We start from the raw sequence: 19682 nt of genomic DNA on the forward strand, positions 1-19682 counted from the left end.
AAAAACTTAAAAGGGAAAAATATGGATATTACTCAAGAGCAACAAAGATTGAAAGAGCAACAAAAACTATTAAAAGATATACAAGAGAAAGAAAAAATTGTACTAGATAGAAAAAAAAGTTTAAAAAGAGCAGAACAAGCAAGAAATAACTTAATAACTAAATATTTAGAGCTTATTAGTCCTAAACAAAACGAGGAAAAAACAGATGAGTTTAACTAATAATCCTCATTTAAAATCAAAAGTATTTGTAAATGTACTTAGTAAATTTGCTAAATATTTAGAGATAGAAAATGTAAATGAAATTATTATAAATCAACCTGGAACAATCTATATAGATAAACTTGGTAAATATGAGGCTATACAAGATGATAATTTAACGGAAGATCTATTAAACTCTTTTGCAACACAACTGGCAAACACAAGAGAAACACAATTTAATAGAAAAAATCCTCGTCTATTTACTTCAATACCAGGAACTAATTATCGTGTTACTTTAGTTCACTCAAGTATATTAAGTGGTCAATCTATACAGATAAATATTAGAATACCAAACACTACAATTTTTGAGTTGGAAAAATTCATTATTAGCAAAGAACTTGGCACAGATATAACCTATGCTTTTTTAAAAAGCTTAGTAGCACAAAAGAAAAATGTTCTAATAAGCGGTGGTACTGGATCAGGAAAGACCTCATTATTAAATTCACTATTACAAGAAATGGATATATCAGATAGAGTTGTAACAATAGAGGACTCACCAGAAATTATAGTAAGCAATCCCAATAAAACTCAATTACTTGTATCAAAAACAGAAAATGGAATATTTACTTATGAAGATGGTGTCGATGCTGCAAATAGATTATCACCTGATCGTTTATTTATGGGTGAACTTGATGTTAGAAATACAATGCCTTTTTTACGTTTAAATAATACTGGACATACTGGATCTATTTCAACGCTTCATGCAAACTCGACAGAGGATGCGATAAATGCAATGAAAGCTAATGCTATGCTAGGACATAAGATACACGACAAAGAGGCATTAAATAGCTTTATTTGCTCGGCTATAGACTACATTATACAGATAAGAAAAGATCGTAAAAAAAATGAACGTATCATTACCGAAGTTTTAGATCTAAAAAAGATGAAATGGTAGCTATGAATAACGAAAATAAACATAGACGTATCAATGTTTGGCTTAGTAAGACTACTAGCAATAACTTAAAAAAATTAACAAAAAAATACAAAAAAACAGAAGCTGAATTAATAAGAAAATTGATAGATAAAAGATCTAATCTAAAAAGTTTACACAATATAGAACGCTTATTAACTTTTAATTCAAGAATTCTTTTAGATCTATCAAGAGTAACTAATAATTTAAATCAAATTGCTTATCAGTTAAACAAGCAAGAGCTAGAGTTTGATGAAATGGAATTTACTGTACTTTGTGAAGAACTTATAAAATCTACAAAAGAGGCAGAGGCAGAACTAAAAAAGAATATAAATATAATAGGAGAAGTAATATGAAAATCAAAATAGGTTTTTTGATATTTTCAATTGGTGCAATTATACCAATTTTTTATTTATCAATATGTATATATTTTAATAAAAATTTATATAGCTCATTTCAAATAGTGAATGATATATACTACGGATTTTTACAAGGAAGAAGTTTAGATCAAAAAGTTTATCTTGCAAGTACATATGCAATTACACCTTTTTTTCTCTCCCTTTTTCTCCTTGTACAAGGTAAGAATAGCAAAAAATATGGTTTTGCAACTTGGGCTAAATTGAAAGATATAGAAAAAATTGGTTTTAGCTTGAAAGGTGGTATTCCTATCGCTAACTTTAATGGAAAAACTATCTATATTAAAGATCCTCGTTCAGTTTTTATAATGGCAACACCAGGTGCAGGAAAAACAGCGGGTATTGCAATTCCTATCCTTTTAACTTTTAAGTATAGTTTGATAGTAACTGATATCAAAGGTGAGTTATATAAACTTACTTCAAAGTTTCGTGAAATGGTATTAAAAAATAAAATTTACTGTTTTAGTCCTTATGATAAAAAGAATAATACTTTTAAATTTAATCCTTTTTCAAAAAAAATAATTAAAAATTTTACTTTTAATGAACGTCTTAGACTTGTAAAAGAATTTTCAAATGTACTATTTGTAAAAGATAAAAACGCTGATAGCCATTGGATAGAAAGTGCAAAAGATTTATTTGTATTTTTTGCTATGTATGATATTACTAAATACAATGAAAGCTATCTATATGAGCTAGGAAGATACCCAAAAAAAGCAGCTGCAGAGTTATTGAATGATGATTATATGCAGCAGCTAGAAGAAGCAGAAGAAGAGGGAATAATAATTGATGAAATGAACTTGTTTTTAAAACAAGCTGCAGAAGATACAGAGCTTGACCCACTTGTAAGGGATATGGCTAGAGCTGCAAGTAGAATCAATCGTAAAGAGTTCCAAAGTATAGTTACTACATATACAAGAACACTTAATGTCTTTACTGATTATGACGTAGCAGAAGCTACAAATGATATGAGTATCACTTATGAGGCACTACGAAAAGAAAATATCACTATATATCTAAAAATGAAAGAGAAAGATATACCTACATTAGCACCATTAATTAGAATTTTTATAGAGGCAGTTTTACAAAATCTTATGGATGAAGAAAATAGTAATCCTCACGAATGTGTACCGATAATTGCAGATGAAATTATAAGGTTTGGAAAACTTGAAAAATTAATAGAATTTCCTGCTTTATCAAGATCATATAATATGCCTCTTTATTTTATAGGTCAAAATGAAGCACAAATTAAAAAATACTACTCACAAGACGACCTAGATATCATTTCAGGTACTTGTGCCTATAACATATATTTTGCGGTGAACAACGAAAAAGAAGCCGAAAGAATATCAAAATCAATAGGTACTTTTACAAGAACGAAAGAAAGCGAAAGCACTCAATTTAATAAAGCTACGGGTTCAAAATCAAAAAGTGATGAAGGCTATAGCCTTGTAACAGCACAAGACTTACTTAATCTTAAAAAAGATGAAATGATTATAACTGTTTATGGGTATAAAGCTAGACCAATCAAAGCTAAAATTAACTTTTACTTTGAAAACAAAAAGATGCAAAAGCTTATTAAAAAATATACCTTAAAGGAGACCTCATAAATGAAAAATCTAAATACTACTTCTTTTAATGGCCGCATGAAAGAAGACGCAATTAAAGCTTTTAGAGAGCTTGTTAAAATGTTACCTAATCTAAAAGACGTTGTAAATGCCTATGATAATGATGAAAAAGGTGATTACTATCACGATAAAACTCTCAAATTACTCTCAAGACGTAAAGACCTAAAAACTACTAGAGATAAATCTTATCTCAAAGATTGGAATGATGAAACTAAAGCTCATAAAATTATCACTAACGCAAAGGTACTTGAAAAAGGGAGAAATTTAAAAGAAGAGATATCAAAAGTACTTGATGAAAAAATCAAACTTTATAATCGTATTAATCAATTATCTAATTGGATAAATCCGAGTAAAGAACAAATACAAAAGTTGGAACAGATAAGGACTTATCAAAAAAGTCTTGAAAAAGAAAAAGCTAACCCCAAGAGCAGTAATAATACTCTAAATTTAATTAGTTTGGAATTAATGATACTACATTTAACAAGACAAGATTTGCAAAAAGAGGAATTTAAAAATGAAAAAAGTAATTAGCATTGTATTAACTTTAATACTTATAAAAACTCAAATGTTTGCCATTTTTGGCATGGGTGATATCGTGAGTGACCCTACAAGTTATACTTACTATATGAAACAAATTAAAGCTATGAACGACCAAATGGAGGGAGTTTTAAAACAAATAGAAAAGTTAAATGAACTAAATAAACTTACAGAGAAAGCAAATGATCTTTTGACAAATACTGGAGAGAAAATTTTCAATCCAAAAAAAAGAATCATGGGAATTGCAAATGATTTACAAAGTTCTATAAAGAGAATGCAGAGCTTGGGTGAACGTGTTAAAAATATGGGTGCAGAACGCTTTATGAAAGAGTATCATAATATTGATGAGCCATTGAATAATGATGATTTTCAAAAATGGCAAAAAGAGTTTGAGAAACTTTTCATAAGTGAAGATGATGAAACATACAATAATCTACAAAAAGAAATTCAAAAAGCAGTTAAAAGTGGTAACTATAAAAAATACGAAAGAGCCGTAGCAAATATGAATACATATTTAAAAATAAAAGGCATAGAAAAAGATAAGTTAAGACGTTATGCTCTTTTAGCTCCAACAGCTATTTATAATGAAAGATTTATGAGTGAAGCTGGAAAACAGAGAAGTGATGAAAGATTTAAGAAAATTGAAAAATATGCTCTTCAAATTGAGTCACAAAAAGATATGTTAAAGCAACAACAAACAACTAATGAAATTCTTTTGCTTTTGTTAGAAACAGTAGATGAACAACATGACTTACAAATGCATTTTTTTAATGCAATATCTTTGGCTGCTCTTAGCGAAAAAGAACAAGAACAAGCTAAAGTTGACCCTGAATCTTTAAAAAATACAAAAGAGAAATTAAAGAATGGAACTAGCTCTTTTGCTACTTTCAAATCAGAGGAAGAAAAGAAGAAAAACAAGAAGAAATTTTTACAAGATTTATATCAAAAAGCAGATCAGGATCCTAACTATAAAAAGTTAAACAAGTGGTAAAAATACATAGTAAGAAAAGGAGATTTAATGGAACTTGATATCTATAAATTTATAGCAGGTATTTTTCATTCGGTAACAGCAGATTTAACGGAGGCTTTTTATGAAGCAGGAGCAGGAATATATAACACTTGGTTTTTTACAAGTGTATATACTTTAGCAATTATGATTTTAGGTCTTTTTATAATGACTAAAAGAATATCTAACGAAGAGTTAGCACAAAAAGCAATCTTTGGAGTTATTCTACTTGGTTTGGTAAAAGCAATTATCATTAATCCTCATTGGTATCAAGTAGTACTTGATTTAGTTGATTTACCTAGAGTTATATTTAGCTCTTTCGTATCAGGAGCTATCAGCCAAGTAGACCCTAATGCTACACCATCAAACATGATTAATGCCCTTTCTACATCAATGTTAGATTTATTAAATACTATTAGAAATTATGGCTCATGGAAAGATTGGTTTCCATACTTCTTTTCAACTATATTTTTTCTAAGTGGTACATTTTTAATATTTGTCATAATAGCTATGATTCTATTTAGCTCTTTCTTGGCTCAAATAGTTTTATCATTAGGAATTATAGTTTTACCTACGTTGATATTCTTTAGAACTCAACACATATTCTTTGCATGGGCAAAGCTTTATATATCACTTTCACTCTATGCTCCATTTACTTTAATCTTTGGTGTACTAGCTCAAAAGATAGCAGAAGCTACAATGTTTATTACCGGAAATATGGAGTCAAATTTTTATGATAATATAGTTTATATTATAGCTCTAGTTATTGCACAGCTCTTAGTAGCTCTAGCGATTTTTAAAATACCAAATATCATAAATCAAATTATAGGAAGTGCAAATGAGGGCAGTTCTATTACAAGTGGACTTGGAGCAGTAAGTGCAGTTGGTACAATTATGACAGCCTTTACAAAGTTTACAGGTGTCAAGTTTGCAAGTAATATGGCAAAGCAAGGATATAATGCATACAAAAATAGAGGTAATTCTGCACCTAGTTCAATTGGAACAGGTGATATTAGAGATAGAATAAAACCAACAAAATAAACATAAAAGGGAGAAATTTATATATATTACTACGAATGAATAAATGTAAATTTCTCCCTTTTCCTTTCTGTCACTTCCACAAGAAAACTTTCTTGATAAGTTATTTTTGCATTAATCAATTTATCTGCTTTATAAATCTGTGACGATAAATAGTGTCTTCTAGTCTGTATTTAGTATGTGGTTTTACCACTTGTTTAACTTTTTATAATTAGGATTTTGTTCTGCTTTTCTGTATAAATCTTTTAGCATATTATTAAGATTTTTCTTTTTTTCTTCATCTGATTTGAAAGTAGCAAAAGAGCTAGTTCCATTGTTTAATTTCTCTTTTGTATTTTTTGATGTTTCAGCATTTAAAACTGTTAAAATTAAACTACTTATAAAAATAGCACATAGTAATTTTTTTATCTTTCATTCTCCTTTTTTTGTTCTTGGTCTTTAGCTCTTAAAACTTTTAGTTCACTTCCTAATGCTTGTTTTAACCACTTAGGAGTTTTAGGAGCTAAATATTTAACTTTTTGTTTATCTACATGTAAAAGTTTTTTATATGATTTTGTATTGTCAAAAATCATCTTTTCATCAACTTTATTATAGTAATTTTTTAAATTTTCTAAAGACCTTTTATATCTTCTAATTACGTCATTTTTAGGAATATCATGTAAGCCTTGTAAAGCACGTTGATTTATACGATTTATATTTTTATTATAGTTTTCTGTACCAACATATATTAAAGTGGTTTTATACCCCTCTTCTATTGCTTTATCAAGCATTTTTAAATGAGTGTTTCCTGATAATGTAGTTTCAACAATAAAATTCTTATTTTCTTTAATATATTCATTCATTTTATTTATTGATATTTTTCCTGCTGCTATATCTTTATTTGATATATTATTTGGTAGCTCTCTTGCTATTTTATCAGGATCAATAATTAACATATCATTTTTATTTTTTAAATAGCTTTCCGTAAAAGTAGATTTACCACTACCATTTGCACCACCAACAATTATAAAAACTGATTTTGAACTCATATATAAACCCTATTAGTTTCGATATACTCTTGTAAATCTTTATCAAACTCACAAATTACTTTCCGACCATCTTTATATTCATGTACCCAATTTCCTTGATTATCTTCATAACAAATTGGTAAATTATGTTTGAATGCTTTTTCTCTAGCTACATCTTGAGCACTTTTCGCTGCTTTTAATAAATTTTTAGAAATATTATTCATTTATTTACTCCTTAGTATGATATATTATATCTAAAGTATCATTAAAATGACATTAAAATGATATCATTATGATATCATAATGTAATTATTACAATATCATTTATTTTTATTTCTATGTTGTTGAATAAGCTCTCTTAATCCTTGTTTTGCTAATGCTGAAAATGACATATCCGGAAAACACTCATCTAAATCTTTTTGTAAATCTATTGGTATGCCATGAACTGGTTGAGATTTAATCTTATATATTTTAATATCACTTATAGCTTCACTCTTCTTTTTACTTAATAGCGTTTTATTATCTACTCTTGTATTCTTCTTTATCATTATAAAGCTCCTTTTAAATCATTAATCAATTTTTTCATTTGTTCCGCATGGTTTTTAAACCAATTATTATAGATACCATTTTCCAAACACTTATCTATTGTTATATCTTCTTTTATCATTATATCTAGCATTTTTGTATTATGAACCCAGTACTCAAGATTTTCAAACTCTTCTTTTGCTTTTTCTAAGTTCACTATCACTCTTATATTGAGTAAATATAAGGTTATAATCTATTTCCAATGTTCCTAACTCTTGAATTAGATTTTTTGTTTTAATACCTTACAAAATAGCTACCATTACAATAAATTTAGTCCAAGTTCTTTTAGTTTTTTGTATTTATGAAAATGAAAAGTTTTATACTCTTTTGTATTAGGTTCTATAAGCACAATATTTTTATCAGAGTTTCGTAAAGCATTTCTAGTTTGATTATATATAAGAATTCTCATAGATTTTTCGAACATTTCTAATACATTGTTTGTTTTGAAAAAATTTTGAGGTAAACTTTTTTCAAAAGAGCTTTCTCCAAGGACATCAACAGCTAAAACATTATGATAAGTTGCTTGATTGATTCCTAAATTTTCACAAAGAAAACCATCTCCATAAGTAATACCATCTATATGTTTTTCTTCAAAGATACCAGGTATGGCAATACTAGATAATATAGCATCTTTGATTTTAACATCATCATGAGAATTAAAGACTTTTATGTCTGCATTGGCTAGATTTGTTGCTATGATTTTGAGCGGTATTTTTGTATCTTTCATTTTCATATCAGAAAAAACAGTATTTAAAATATTTTCTATTTTTTCACTTTTTATAATGGAGTTGCCAGAAAAAGAAAATTTAAAGATTTTAAAAAGATTTGAAAATTTTTCAAAGAATAAAAAAATATCTTTTTCTTGCATTCCAATTGCAACGCAAGCGCCTATGATTGAACCCATACTTGTTCCAATGATTTCTGCAGGAACTAGAGCTTTTTGTTCTAAATCATGAACAATTCCTAGATGAGCTATACCTAAAGCACCACCACCTGATAAGACTAAACTAAAGTTGTTGGTTTTAAAATTTTTAATCATCTCTAATTGTAACACAAAGTTATTTTTATTAAAATGATAGTATAATGGGAAAAATATATATAAGGAATAAAATGAACATTATAGAAGGTCAGTTAGCTTTAGATGGAACAGAAAAAGTAGCGATAATAAATGCAAGATTTAATCATATAATTACAGATAGATTGGTAGAAGGTGCAAGAGATTCATATTTACGTCATGGTGGAAATGAAGCTAATCTTGATTTGATTTTAGTTCCAGGTGCATTTGAAGTACCTTTAGCATTGGACAAAGTTTTAGCAAGTGGTAAGTATGATGCTGTTTGTTGTGTTGGAGCAGTGATTAGAGGAAGTACTCCTCACTTTGATTATGTATCTGCTGAAGCTACAAAAGGTGTAGCAACTTGTGCTTTAAAATATCAAAAACCAGTAGTGTTTGGTGTTCTTACAACAGATACAATTGAGCAAGCAATAGAAAGAGCAGGAAGTAAAGCAGGAAATAAAGGGTTTGAAGTAATGACAGGACTTATCGAAATGATAAGCCTTTACAAGAACGTATAAGGAATCATATTGGCAACTAGACATCAAGTAAGAGAAAGCATAGTAGGATTATTATACGCAAGTGACATTGGTAACGAGGGTATAGATAAATTTGTTGATGAGATTTTTGAAGAGAAAAAAATAAGAAACAATCAACTAGAATTTGCAAAAGATTTATATAGTGGTATAAAAATAAATTTAGTAGAAGTAGATACAGTTATCAATGAATATTTAAAAGAGTGGAACTTAAGTGAAATAGGAAATATAGAACGTGCTATTTTAAGACTTGGAACATATGAACTTCTTCATTCTGATTTAGATGATGCTGTAGTTATAAATGAAGCTATTGAGTTAGCAAAAAAACTTTGTAATGATACAAGTCCTAAGTTCATCAATGGTGTTTTAGATGCTATTAAAAAAGAGAAGGAAAGTAAAGCGTGAAACTTTGTGTCGCGTTAGATTTACCGAATGCTAAAGAAAATCTTGATTTAGCAAAAGTTTTAAAGAGTGAAGACGTATGGTTAAAAGTAGGTCTTCGCTCCTACATACGAGATGGAAAACCTCTTTTAGAAGAGTTAAAAGCAATAAATCCAAATTTTAAACTATTTTTGGATTTAAAAGTTTATGATATACCAAATACTATGGCTGATGCTGCAGAATCTATGGCTGGACTTGGCGTTGATATGTTCAATGTGCATGCCTCAAGTGGTAAAAAAGCTATGAGTATGGTTATGGATAGACTTTGTGATATTCCAAATCCTCCTATTGTTTTGGCTGTGACTGCTTTGACAAGTTTTGATGAGCCTTCATTTCAAACAGTTTATAATGAAACAATAGATAAAAAAGCAGCACAATTTGCTAAAGATGCTTATGAAAGTGGACTAAATGGAGTTGTGTGTTCTGTTTTTGAAAGTGCACTTATAAAAAGTAGTACTACTCAAAACTTTTTGACTCTCACTCCTGGGATTAGACCTTTTGGAGAAGATGCTGGAGATCAACAAAGAGTGGCAAACTTAGAAACTGCAAAAAATGAGATGTCTGACTTTATAGTCGTAGGACGTCCAATCTACCAATCAAATGATCCATTAGGTGTAACAAAGAGAATATTAGAAAATATTTAGGAGACACTATGAAAAAGTTAATGATAAGTACAGTAGTACTTTTGGGCTTAATAATAGTTGGTCTGGTTGTAGCAATAGCTATGATTGACTTAAATCAGTATAAACCAAAAATAGAACAAGCAGTCAAAGACGCTTCTGGATATGATTTAAAAATCAATGGAGATATATCTACATCGTTTTCACCTATTGGTGTGAGTGTTACAGATGTAAGTGTAGCTGTTCCAAAGAAAAAAGCTTTTGTTTCATTTAAAAGTTTTGATGTTGCTTTGGAGTTAATACCACTTTTAAAACAAAAAGTAAAAGTAAACTATATTGTTTTATCAAATCTTGATTTAATGATAGAAAAAATGAAAAATGGTAAGTTTAATTTTGATATAGCTAGTAAAAAAGAAACAGTTTCTAAAACAACAAAAAAGCCAGTTTCTACAACTCAAAAAGAGCCAACAAAACTTCCTTTAGTGAATGTAACAGAAGTTAGATTGGAAAATGCAAATGTAACTTATATAGATAACATTTCGAATGCGAAAGCAAATGCAAACAATATAGATGTCACTATTAATGATATTAGTTTAGACTCTACAAAAGAAAAACTCAAAAGTATTGCTTTTAAAGGTAATGTTAGCATTGAAAAAATCCAATATAACAAATACACAATTACAAATACAACTTTAGATTTTGATTTAAAAGATGCAATCGCAAACTTAAATAGTATGAAATATACGATTTTTGGATCGCTTGCAAGTGCAAAAGCTAGAGTAGATATGAGTGGTAAAACACCAAAAGTATCTTTTGAAGAGTTGATCCCTGAGTTAAAATTAGAAAATTTTTCAAAAGAGGTTCTTGAAAAAGACTTATTAAAAGGAATTGTAAATTCAACAGCAAAATTGTCTTTTGTAGGAAATGATGAGTTGAGTGCAAGAAAGACTCTTGTGGGACATGTTCTATTGGATGGAAAAAAAGTTGGTATTAAAGGTTATGATTTAGACAAGATTGTCAAAAGCTACAATGATTTAAAAAGTGGAGATTTGAAAAAATCTGGTGCTTCTTTTTTAAGTTCTGCTCTTGAAAATACTGCTAAAGGTAAAAGTGCCTTTGATAGTCTTCAAGGTGGGACTACTGCTATTGAGCAGTTACATGTAAAGATTGATGTATCTAAAAAGATGGCAAACTTGAGTGATGTAGCTATCGCTACTTTAAACAATAGAGTTGCTCTTCAAGGAAGTATCAATTTAGTAGATGAAAGCTTAAAGGGTGTAAAAGTAGCTATTCTTGATAAACAAGGCTGTGCAAAGTATACACAGGGTATAGAAGGCACACTCTCTGCTCCTACAGGAAAAGGTACAACTTCAAGTAAAGTGTCTGTAGAACAAGTTCAAGAAGTCATAGGTATGGTATCTTCATTTTTTGGAAAATCAAAGAAAAAAGCAGCTGCAAAAACAACAGACGAAAAGTGTAAAGTATTTTACAATGGAGTTGTAAAACAGCCTTAGGAATATTTTTTGCTTTTTTTGATTAACTAATCAAAAGGAGTAAAGATGAAACTTTTAGGTAAAGTAGAAATCATAGTTCAATTAAAAGAAAAAATTGAGCAAATAGAACCTTCTAGTAAAAAAGAAGCTAAAAAGTTGAGAAAGCTTCTAGAAAAACTTACAAAAAGTGCTGATGTAAGTTTTATATAAATATAATCTGCTTAAAAGGTCGATTTTAAGCAGATTATTATATTTTAATGCTATAATTTCGGTCTACTTTTTGAGTAACTGGACAGGTGGGTGAGTTGGCTGAAACCACATCCCTGCTAAGGATGCGTACTGGTAACGGTACCGAGGGTTCGAATCCCTCCCTGTCCGCCACTTTATATTCACCAAACATGTATAACTCTATTAATAAAAAATTACTAGTGTCTGATTTCTTTTTGTAATGAGAATAAATTATAAATTTTTTTAATGATATAATTATTATTAATATTAAGCTAATTAAGATAAAAGTTTCGCTACTGTTTATAAATAAAAATTATAATGAGTGTATAATGCAAATAGATGACTTAATAATTTCTCACTTAACAAAAGAAAGTTTAAAAAGCATTCGAACTTCAGTTTATTGGTTAAATGTAGATGCACAAATTATTTATGTCAATGAGTATGCCGTAAAAATGTATGGTGGTACACACGAAGAGTTATTGCAAAAAAACATTAGACATATTACTTCAGTTATTAGTGATAGTGAATTCTCAATGAGAAAAAAATCTATAGCTGAAGCTCCTCAAGAGTTTGAATCTTTACATGTAAACAAGTTTGGTATTTCTTATCCTGTTCAAGTGACTTCAACTTACTTTGATATAGAAGATAAAAAAATAATTGTATGCTTTGTTCAAGATTTAACTGCTGTAAAAAAGGCAGAAAAGTTGCTTTATCAGTATGAAAAAATTGTTTCATCTAGTGCAGATTTAATTTCTTACATAGATAGAGATTATTGTTGTCAAGCTGTTAATCAATCTTTTTGTAATGCATTTGGATTAGATGAAGATGAAATCATAGGAAAGTATGTTTATGATTTTTTAGACCATGAGATATATGAAAATTATATAAAACCATATTTTGATAAAAGCATATTAGGTGAAAAAATAGATTACTCACAATGGATTATTTTAAATGATAAAACCAACCATTATATAAAAGTTAATTTTACTCCTTATAAAGTCGGTCAAGAATATGAAGGTGTTGTAATCAATTTTGTTGATATCACAGATGAAAAAATTGCAAAAGATCGAATAGAACATATGTCATTACATGATAGTCTAACAGATTTACCCAATAGAAGACTGTTTTATAAAAGAGCCAATCAGATACTATCAAAGGCAAGACGTTATGACAAGAGAGTTGCTTTATTGTTTATTGACCTTGATTATTTTAAAGAAGTAAATGACCAATATGGTCATGATATAGGCGATGAAGTTTTAATAGAGATTTCACATCGAATGAAAAGAAGATTGCGAAAAGAGGATACTTTAGCTCGTTTGGGTGGGGATGAATTTCTCGTGTTAGTTGAAAATATTTGTGATAATAAAGGTATTGCTATCTTAGCACAAGAGCTTCTCAATGAATTTGTCAAACCAATAATCACTACGAATAATAAAAGCTTAAGTATTTCTGGAAGTATTGGAATTTCTATTTTTCCTGATGATGCACAAGATATTGATAAGCTAGTTACATTAGCTGATAATTTAATGTATAGGGCAAAAGAAGAGGGGAAAAATAAATATGTTTTTGAAAGTCAACCAAAAATACAATTTATATAAAATAAATAACTTTTTTATTTTCCTCTTGAAGTTATCTCTATAAGATGGAAACCAAATTGAGTTTTAACTGGTCCGTGTACTACATGTAGAGCCTCATTAAAAATGACTTTATCAAATTCTTTTACCATTTGACCATTTTTAAATTTTCCTAAATCACCACCTTTTTTTCCTGAAGGACATTTTGAAAATTTTTTTGCTGCTTTTTCAAAAGTAATTTCTTTTGTAATTATCTCTTTTTTTAATTTTTTACATAATTTTTCTGTTTGTACAAGGATATGTCTTGCTGATGCTATTGCCATAATAAACTTTCATAATAGTAGATATTTTTAAAAAGATTATACCAAAATTTATAAAAACTAAGTAGTGTTGAAATATTAGTAAAATAGTTTTGTTATATCATCTATAGGAGATATACTTGAGCATTCTTTTATAAATATTCCTTTTGCTAAAAGAGAGTTTTTTAACCCTTCTCCTATTTGTTCTGAAATCCAATAATTAACATGATATTTTTTTAAAAATTCAGGTAAAACTTGTGATGGTTTAATCTCTTCTTGCAAAATGGGATTTGAGATATAGTTTATTCCAATAATTTTTTTATTTTTGATATGAATCAACGCAATTAGAGGGTTTTTGTTTGAGAGATTAGAAAAGTCTCCTTCTTTATTTGTACTAAGGGCTACTACAAATTTATCTTTGTTATCAACGATATGCAATTCATAACCTAAAATAATAGCAGTAGATATTTTTTTGCGTGCACTTTTTATAATTCTTGATAGTGTGGGCCTTGAAACATTCATTTGTTTAGCCGCATCTTCTTGGTATTGACCTTGATAGTCCATCAGAAAAATAGCTTCCATCTCATCACTATTTATCTCCATTGTACCAACGTATTTTTCTACTATTGGAGTGAATTTTCTACAGTGAGGCTTAAAACAACAATTTCTTTGTATTTTATTTCTTCCCATTACTATCCTTTATGTACACATATAATAGCAAAATTTAATTAAATTTTAATTGACATATGTTCAAAAAGAATGTATTCTTATAAAAATAATTATTATATGTAATATCTAGGAGAAGTAGATGGAAGAAAGTAGTGTGTGTGAAAAAAATAGGTTAAAATTTTTTCCTATTATGATGTATGCAATAGTTATGGGTATGAGTGGCCTTACTATTATGTACCAAAAAGCAGCCATTTGGCTTGATTTTCCTGTTCAAATTGGAATAGTTTTAATGTATGTTACAACGGCAATATTTTTTGCGGTAAGTTTTATATATATAACAAAATATTTTAAATATTCAATGGCTATAAAAAAAGAGTTTGCACATCCAGTTAGGATTAACTTTTTTGCAGCAATTTCTATATCAATGTTGATGTTAGCAATTATTTATAAAGAGCATTATGCAACTATATCAGCTTGCTTTTGGTATCCAGGGGCAATTTTGCATTTTTATCTTACGATGCATACAATATCATTTTGGATAAATCATAATCAAGAGTTAGATCATTCAAATCCTGCTTGGTTTATACCTGTAGTTGGAAATGTATTGGTGCCAGTGGCTGGAGTTGGTTTTGCAAGTCATGGTTTACTTATGTATTTTTTTAGTGTAGGTATTTTCTTTTGGATTATCTTGTTTGCAATTTTATTAAATAGAATTATATTTCATCATCAGTTGGCAATAAAATTTATGCCAACTTTGTTTATATTAATAGCACCACCTGCAGTTGGTTTTATAGCTTATTTCAAAATATTTGGAGTGATAGATACTTTTGCCATGATTTTATTTAATTTAGCACTGTTTTTTACGCTTTTAGTTGCATTTATGTATAAAAATTTTATTAAATTAAAGTTTTTTATATCATGGTGGGCATTTGTTTTTCCTTTAGCAGCTATGGCAATATCTTCAATGCTTATGTATCATAAAACCAATGATTTATTACTTTTAGCATTGTCATATGTTATGTTAAGTGTTACAACAATGGTCATAGCAGTAGTAGCTTATCAAACTATTATCCACATGAATAAAGCAGAAATTTGTATTCAAGAATAGATAAAAAATATAAAATAAGGTAATAAAATGAAAAAAACAATTTTTATGGATAAATATCCAGTATATACATTAAAATTAGAAAAAAATGAAGTTGAACAGAAAAATATAGCAGAACTTATAGAGTATTATAAAGAAAAAATAGATAATCATAAAATAGCAAAATTTATATCTATTTTTGATCATTATGCTCATACGAAGTCATTAGATGGTGAAATTATGGAAGGCTTGTTAGATGCGAAAAATATTATTTTTTGTTTTGGCCATGCAATACCAAATACAAAAATGGTTGCAGCACGTCCTAGAAGTATAGGTATATGTGAATTTGATAAATATTTTATAATAGAGTTTTTAGAAGCACCAAAAGAAGAGTTACATGCTCTCATGGAGTCATGGACAAAAGCATTGGTTAAATAAGAGTAATTTGTTATAATAGACACATAAATATAATAAAATTTTTAAGGAACATATAGATATGAAACTACTTTTAATTGGTGCAGGAAATATGGGTGGTGCAATGCTTAAAGGTTTACATGTACATGATATAACCGTGGTTGAAGCATCTAAAGATAAAACTGATATATTAAAAAAAACGTATCCAACTTTAAAAGTAGTAAATTCTATCCCTAAACTTGATGATTTTATAGTTATCTTAGCTATTAAACCACAGTCCTTAGATGCTTTACATGTAGAAGGAAAAGCAAAGGGACTTATCTCAATTTTAGCGGGGGTTTCACTAGAAAAACTTCAAACAAAAATAGCAGCTAAATCGTATGTTCGAGCTATGCCAAATATGGCTGCTTTAGTACAAAAGTCAGCAACTTCGTTGTGTGGAGATGAAGATTTAAAAGAGAATGCTTTAGAGATATTAAGCTCAGTTGGAAAATGCTTTTGGTTAGAAAGTGAAAATGAGCTTGATATTGCTACAGGTCTTGCAGGAAGTGCTCCTGCTTGGATAGCACTTGTTGCTGAAGCCCTTAGTGATGGAGCTGTAAATCTTGGTCTTAAAAGAGAGATAACGTATAAGTATATTGCGCAACTGTTTGAAGGAGTTGGCGAGGTTTTACAAAATGAGCATCCAGCACTTTTAAAAGATAAAGTAACTTCACCAAAAGGTACAACAATAGCGGGACTTACAAAATTAGAAGAGGGTGGAGTACGAGATAGTTTTATTAAAGCCATAGAAGCTTCATATGAAAGAACTAAAAAACTCTAAAGGAGTTTAGATTGTTTAAATTTTTATTTTTTTTTATTTTCCCTCTTTTTCTTTATGCAAAAAGTGGGACATTAGTTCGTATTGTAGATGCAGATACCATTATACTCAAAGATGGTATGGAGTTTACAACTTGCCATATGGGTGATATAGATGCTCTTGAGAGTGTTGTAAATAAAAAATTAAAAAAAGAGATAGATGAGTGTGGTTTTTCTAAAAAAGAGTTTTTAAGTGCGGGTAGTTTATCGTATGAGCATGCAAAAACTCTTTTAAAACTTGAAAGAAAGTATGATTACAAAATTGTCAGATATTTTTCAAATAAATATCCAGTATGTAAACTAATACTTCCAAAAGGTTTACATGTAGAGCTCCATCCAAATTTTGATGAAATCATGGTTGAGCGAGGCTTTGCTTTACCTTATATTATTCATTCAGATGAAACAGCGAAAAAAATTTTATTGAAAGTGGCAAGCGAAGCAAAAATTCAAAAAAGAGGATTGTGGAAAAGTCATCCCCATATCATGAAATGTTTAGTAAAACATAGATATTCTCTTAGAAGTTTAAGGTAGTTACTCTTCCTCTGGGTATAAAAATTTAAAAGGTTTTCTTACTATCTTTGGTTTATAGCCAGTAAATCCTCCCCATATAGCGACTAAAAGAAGACTCAGCCACAGAGGTGCCCCTAAATATGTGGATGATAAAAAGATTATTAAACTAATACCAACGATAATAGTAAAATCAATGATTGTGTCGACTATTTTTGTAGATTTATTTTTAGACATACATTCCTCCTTTCATCATATAATAATTAAGACTAACTAAAAAGAGATTAAATTTCTATAATTGTTCTATTTCTACTTGTGTTTTTAGCTTTATAAAGAGCATTATCTGCTCTTTTTATAACATATTCACTTTTATCACCTTTAAGTAGAGTAGAAATACCAATACTACATGTAAGAGTATCGATTGTATCAAAATGACTTGTCATTATGATATTTCTAAGTTTTTCTGCTAGTTTGTATCCGCTATTTATATTTGTTTGAGGTAAGAGGAGTATAAATTCTTCGCCTCCCCATCTAGCAAAAACATCAAATTCTCTAACATTGGAAAAAATTATTTTTGCAAATTCTTTTAATACAGCATCACCTACATCATGTCCATAGGTATCATTAACTTTTTTGAAATTATCAATATCTATTATAAGAAGGGTTAGAGGGTTAAAATATCTTATGCTTCGTAAAAATTCTGATTGATAAATAGTGTCAAATTTTTGTCTAGTGTAAACTTGTGTTAGCGAGTCTATATTGGCTTTCTTCTCAAATTTTGCAACTTTATTTTGTAGTTTAGTTATGTCAGAGAGTATAATTATATATAAGTCACTATTTTTTTGGAGCTTATCTATTTTTATACTCAGTGTATGAATATTACCTTTTTGATTTTGTATTTGCACTACTCTTTGAAGTTTATCCATAGAGTCCAGGTTACGTGTTAGATTTTCTAGATTACTATTTAAATCTATATCTATAGAAGTATCGTCTTTTATAAATGTTTTACTAATACAATCATATTTTTTGCTAAATTCATTTAAATCTTTTACATTAAAGAATTTTAAAAATGCATTGTTTACAGCATGAGTTTTTTTATTGGATTTTATTAATATAATTTCATCAAAAATATTAATACTAGCTTTATAGTGATTGGATTTTGACTTATTTTTAGAAGAAAATATTTTTTTAAGTGAAAAAACTAAAGCAATAAAAGTAATACTTAAAAAAATAAAAAATATTTTTTCGACATCAGATAAAGGTTTTTTTAGAGGTATGAGTATTTTAACAAAAGCAGGTATTTCATCATTGTTACCGTAGAAACCTTGAGTAGTACCATATTTTCGTATAACAGAAAGAGGAGCATCTTTAGGATGGCCATGGCACTCTAAACAGCTTTCTTTTAACCTCTCAACAGGTTTTGCATAGTATAGGTATTTCCCTTCTTTTGTGTCTATTATTTTTTTATAAGTACTTAGCTTGTTTTCTTTAAATTTATCAAGAAGAGTTGAATCTTCTTTTGATACTTTATTTATAATATTTTTAGGATTATGAGAAGAAAAAGATACTTTGATGGGCAGAAGATTATCTTTTTTTCTTAGTTCATTATAATAATTGTTGATTTGTTGATATGAATAGACACATACAAAGGCATTTTGTGAAAATTTGTTGTTTTGATTAATAACTTTGCTGGTTGCTTCCATATGCCTTAAAAACTCTTCAGCTTTGTATTGAGCATATGTTACAACACTTTTTTGAGTTTGATTGTAGCAAAATAATAGTATAATAGCGTATATAAACACTGTTATCAAAGTATATAGATATGATTTATTAATTTTCAATATGGCCTCACAATATTAAATATTATGGATATATCTTAGTATAATATTTTGAAAATTAAATACTCTTTAAATAGGAAGAAAATGCAAACAGTAGCACATGAGAATTCTCATGAACTAGAAATTAAAAAATCAACTTTTAAATCTTTTTTAGTCCCAATTGAGAAATTTGACTCTTTACATGTAGATTTAAAAGAGATACATCCAAAAGCAAATCACATAGTTTGGGCAAAAAGATATTTAAATGAATTTAACCAGATAGTGGAAAATTGTAGTGATGATGGTGAACCAAAAGGAACATCAGGTCCTCCTATTCTTAATGTTATGAGAGGTACTGAACTTATCGAGTGTGGGATATTAGTAGTAAGATATTTTGGAGGAACAAAACTTGGAACAGGAGGGCTTGTAAGAGCTTATGGGGGTGCGGCAAAAGAAGTAATAGCCCATGCAAGTCTTTTAGAATATATAAAAAAAGAACCTATAAGTTTTTTTACACAGTATGGACTAGTTCCTCGTTTTGAGCATTTTTTAGAAAAAAATAGTTTTCATATAGATAGAAGGACATATGAAGCAAACGGTATAATTTGGCATATGAATGTAAGCCAAAAAGAAAAATTAGATTTTTTAGATTTTGCTCTTTGTTATGAGAGAGATGGATTTAATGTAGAAGAAAAATAAAAAAATT

Annotated in this window: 27 protein-coding genes and 1 tRNA gene; 19 read left to right on the forward strand and 9 right to left on the reverse strand. The window is 28.6% G+C overall.

The window, feature by feature from the left end:
• The first annotated feature begins 21 nt into the window (after window positions 1-21).
• The 7 genes from K354_RS0104765 to K354_RS0104795 are packed head-to-tail and all read left to right on the forward strand — an operon-like array spanning window position 22 to window position 5793.
• Window positions 22-219 (forward strand): hypothetical protein, encoded by a 198-nt coding sequence (locus K354_RS0104765; protein WP_024954367.1) that lies wholly within the window; start codon window positions 22-24, stop codon window positions 217-219.
• Window positions 206-1153 carry an ATPase, T2SS/T4P/T4SS family gene (locus tag K354_RS0104770; protein ID WP_024954368.1) on the forward strand — a complete coding sequence of 316 codons (948 nt, stop codon included), beginning with the start codon at window positions 206-208 and terminating at the stop codon, window positions 1151-1153. The genes K354_RS0104765 and K354_RS0104770 overlap by 14 nt, the downstream gene beginning before the upstream one ends.
• Window positions 1147-1524 (forward strand): plasmid mobilization relaxosome protein MobC, encoded by a 378-nt coding sequence (mobC, locus tag K354_RS0104775; protein WP_024954369.1) that lies wholly within the window; start codon window positions 1147-1149, stop codon window positions 1522-1524. The genes K354_RS0104770 and mobC overlap by 7 nt, the downstream gene beginning before the upstream one ends.
• A complete protein-coding gene (locus tag K354_RS14605; protein ID WP_024954370.1) occupies window positions 1521-3191 on the forward strand; it encodes a type IV secretory system conjugative DNA transfer family protein in 1671 nt (556 codons plus the stop codon). The genes mobC and K354_RS14605 overlap by 4 nt, the downstream gene beginning before the upstream one ends.
• On the forward strand, window positions 3192-3740 hold the full coding sequence (locus tag K354_RS0104785; protein WP_024954371.1) for a toprim domain-containing protein: 549 nt from the start codon (window positions 3192-3194) through the stop codon (window positions 3738-3740).
• Window positions 3724-4737, forward strand: coding sequence for a hypothetical protein (locus tag K354_RS0104790; protein ID WP_024954372.1), 1014 nt, complete (start codon window positions 3724-3726; stop codon window positions 4735-4737). Before K354_RS0104785 ends, K354_RS0104790 begins: the two co-directional genes overlap by 17 nt.
• 27 nt (window positions 4738-4764) lie before the next feature.
• A complete protein-coding gene (locus tag K354_RS0104795; RefSeq protein ID WP_024954373.1) occupies window positions 4765-5793 on the forward strand; it encodes a type IV secretion system protein in 1029 nt (342 codons plus the stop codon).
• Window positions 5794-6194: 401 nt separating this feature from the next.
• On the opposite strand, the gene K354_RS0104800 is transcribed toward K354_RS0104795, so the two are convergent.
• From K354_RS0104800 to K354_RS0104820, 5 genes are all read right to left on the reverse strand, one after another.
• Window positions 6195-6818: an ATPase gene (locus K354_RS0104800; protein WP_024954374.1), complete on the reverse strand. Its 624-nt coding sequence runs from the start codon at window positions 6816-6818 to the stop codon at window positions 6195-6197.
• A complete protein-coding gene (locus K354_RS0104805; protein ID WP_024954375.1) occupies window positions 6815-7021 on the reverse strand; it encodes a hypothetical protein in 207 nt (68 codons plus the stop codon). Before K354_RS0104805 ends, K354_RS0104800 begins: the two co-directional genes overlap by 4 nt.
• Window positions 7022-7117: 96 nt before the next feature.
• Window positions 7118-7345: a hypothetical protein gene (locus K354_RS0104810; protein WP_024954376.1), complete on the reverse strand. Its 228-nt coding sequence runs from the start codon at window positions 7343-7345 to the stop codon at window positions 7118-7120.
• Complete coding sequence (locus tag K354_RS0104815) at window positions 7345-7539, reverse strand: hypothetical protein (protein ID WP_024954377.1); 195 nt, start codon at window positions 7537-7539, stop codon at window positions 7345-7347. Before K354_RS0104815 ends, K354_RS0104810 begins: the two co-directional genes overlap by 1 nt.
• Window positions 7540-7641: 102 nt before the next feature.
• Window positions 7642-8436 (reverse strand): patatin-like phospholipase family protein, encoded by a 795-nt coding sequence (locus tag K354_RS0104820; RefSeq protein ID WP_245600568.1) that lies wholly within the window; start codon window positions 8434-8436, stop codon window positions 7642-7644.
• 56 nt (window positions 8437-8492) lie between these two features.
• Here K354_RS0104820 and ribH point away from each other — a divergent pair, with 56 nt between their 5' ends.
• From ribH to K354_RS0104855, 7 genes are all read left to right on the forward strand, one after another.
• Window positions 8493-8957: a 6,7-dimethyl-8-ribityllumazine synthase gene (gene ribH, locus K354_RS0104825; protein WP_024954379.1), complete on the forward strand. Its 465-nt coding sequence runs from the start codon at window positions 8493-8495 to the stop codon at window positions 8955-8957.
• A gap of 9 nt (window positions 8958-8966) precedes the next feature.
• Window positions 8967-9377, forward strand: coding sequence for a transcription antitermination factor NusB (gene nusB / locus K354_RS0104830; protein WP_024954380.1), 411 nt, complete (start codon window positions 8967-8969; stop codon window positions 9375-9377).
• Window positions 9374-10057, forward strand: a complete 684-nt coding sequence (gene pyrF / locus K354_RS0104835; protein ID WP_024954381.1) for an orotidine-5'-phosphate decarboxylase — start codon at window positions 9374-9376, stop codon at window positions 10055-10057. Before nusB ends, pyrF begins: the two co-directional genes overlap by 4 nt.
• 8 nt (window positions 10058-10065) lie before the next feature.
• Window positions 10066-11547 (forward strand): AsmA family protein, encoded by a 1482-nt coding sequence (locus K354_RS0104840; protein WP_024954382.1) that lies wholly within the window; start codon window positions 10066-10068, stop codon window positions 11545-11547.
• A 45-nt stretch (window positions 11548-11592) separates the two neighbouring features.
• A complete protein-coding gene (locus tag K354_RS14975) occupies window positions 11593-11736 on the forward strand; it encodes a hypothetical protein (RefSeq protein WP_156928211.1) in 144 nt (47 codons plus the stop codon).
• An 80-nt stretch (window positions 11737-11816) separates the two neighbouring features.
• Window positions 11817-11907, forward strand: a tRNA-Ser gene (locus K354_RS0104850).
• 176 nt (window positions 11908-12083) lie between these two features.
• Window positions 12084-13352 (forward strand): sensor domain-containing protein, encoded by a 1269-nt coding sequence (locus K354_RS0104855; protein ID WP_024954383.1) that lies wholly within the window; start codon window positions 12084-12086, stop codon window positions 13350-13352.
• Between the two features lie 14 nt (window positions 13353-13366).
• On the opposite strand, the gene K354_RS0104860 is transcribed toward K354_RS0104855, so the two are convergent.
• Entirely contained in the window at window positions 13367-13651 is a 285-nt protein-coding gene (locus K354_RS0104860; protein ID WP_024954384.1) for a peptidylprolyl isomerase, read from the reverse strand.
• A 75-nt stretch (window positions 13652-13726) separates the two neighbouring features.
• Window positions 13727-14317, reverse strand: a complete 591-nt coding sequence (locus K354_RS14610) for a DUF134 domain-containing protein (protein ID WP_024954385.1) — start codon at window positions 14315-14317, stop codon at window positions 13727-13729.
• Window positions 14318-14435: 118 nt separating this feature from the next.
• Here K354_RS14610 and K354_RS0104870 point away from each other — a divergent pair, with 118 nt between their 5' ends.
• Genes K354_RS0104870 through K354_RS0104885 form a run of 4 tightly spaced genes read left to right on the forward strand, consistent with a single transcriptional unit; the run spans window position 14436 to window position 17183 of the window.
• Window positions 14436-15404: an SLAC1 anion channel family protein gene (locus tag K354_RS0104870; RefSeq protein WP_024954386.1), complete on the forward strand. Its 969-nt coding sequence runs from the start codon at window positions 14436-14438 to the stop codon at window positions 15402-15404.
• Window positions 15405-15431: 27 nt separating this feature from the next.
• Window positions 15432-15818, forward strand: coding sequence for a DUF6858 family protein (locus K354_RS0104875; protein WP_024954387.1), 387 nt, complete (start codon window positions 15432-15434; stop codon window positions 15816-15818).
• 58 nt (window positions 15819-15876) lie between these two features.
• Window positions 15877-16617 carry a pyrroline-5-carboxylate reductase gene (gene proC / locus K354_RS0104880; RefSeq protein WP_024954388.1) on the forward strand — a complete coding sequence of 247 codons (741 nt, stop codon included), beginning with the start codon at window positions 15877-15879 and terminating at the stop codon, window positions 16615-16617.
• A gap of 11 nt (window positions 16618-16628) precedes the next feature.
• Window positions 16629-17183: a thermonuclease family protein gene (locus K354_RS0104885; RefSeq protein ID WP_024954389.1), complete on the forward strand. Its 555-nt coding sequence runs from the start codon at window positions 16629-16631 to the stop codon at window positions 17181-17183.
• Here the strand turns inward: K354_RS0104885 and K354_RS0104890 are convergent, their stop codons facing one another.
• Complete coding sequence (locus K354_RS0104890) at window positions 17184-17396, reverse strand: hypothetical protein (protein ID WP_024954390.1); 213 nt, start codon at window positions 17394-17396, stop codon at window positions 17184-17186.
• A 47-nt stretch (window positions 17397-17443) separates the two neighbouring features.
• On the reverse strand, window positions 17444-18961 hold the full coding sequence (locus K354_RS14615) for a diguanylate cyclase (protein ID WP_245600569.1): 1518 nt from the start codon (window positions 18959-18961) through the stop codon (window positions 17444-17446).
• Between the two features lie 120 nt (window positions 18962-19081).
• Between K354_RS14615 and K354_RS0104900 the strand changes: the two genes are divergently transcribed.
• Complete coding sequence (locus tag K354_RS0104900; protein ID WP_024954392.1) at window positions 19082-19675, forward strand: YigZ family protein; 594 nt, start codon at window positions 19082-19084, stop codon at window positions 19673-19675.
• Window positions 19676-19682: the final 7 nt, after the last annotated feature.

This window comes from Sulfurospirillum arcachonense DSM 9755, from assembly GCF_000597725.1.
GTDB lineage: Bacteria > Campylobacterota > Campylobacteria > Campylobacterales > Sulfurospirillaceae > Sulfurospirillum_A > Sulfurospirillum_A arcachonense.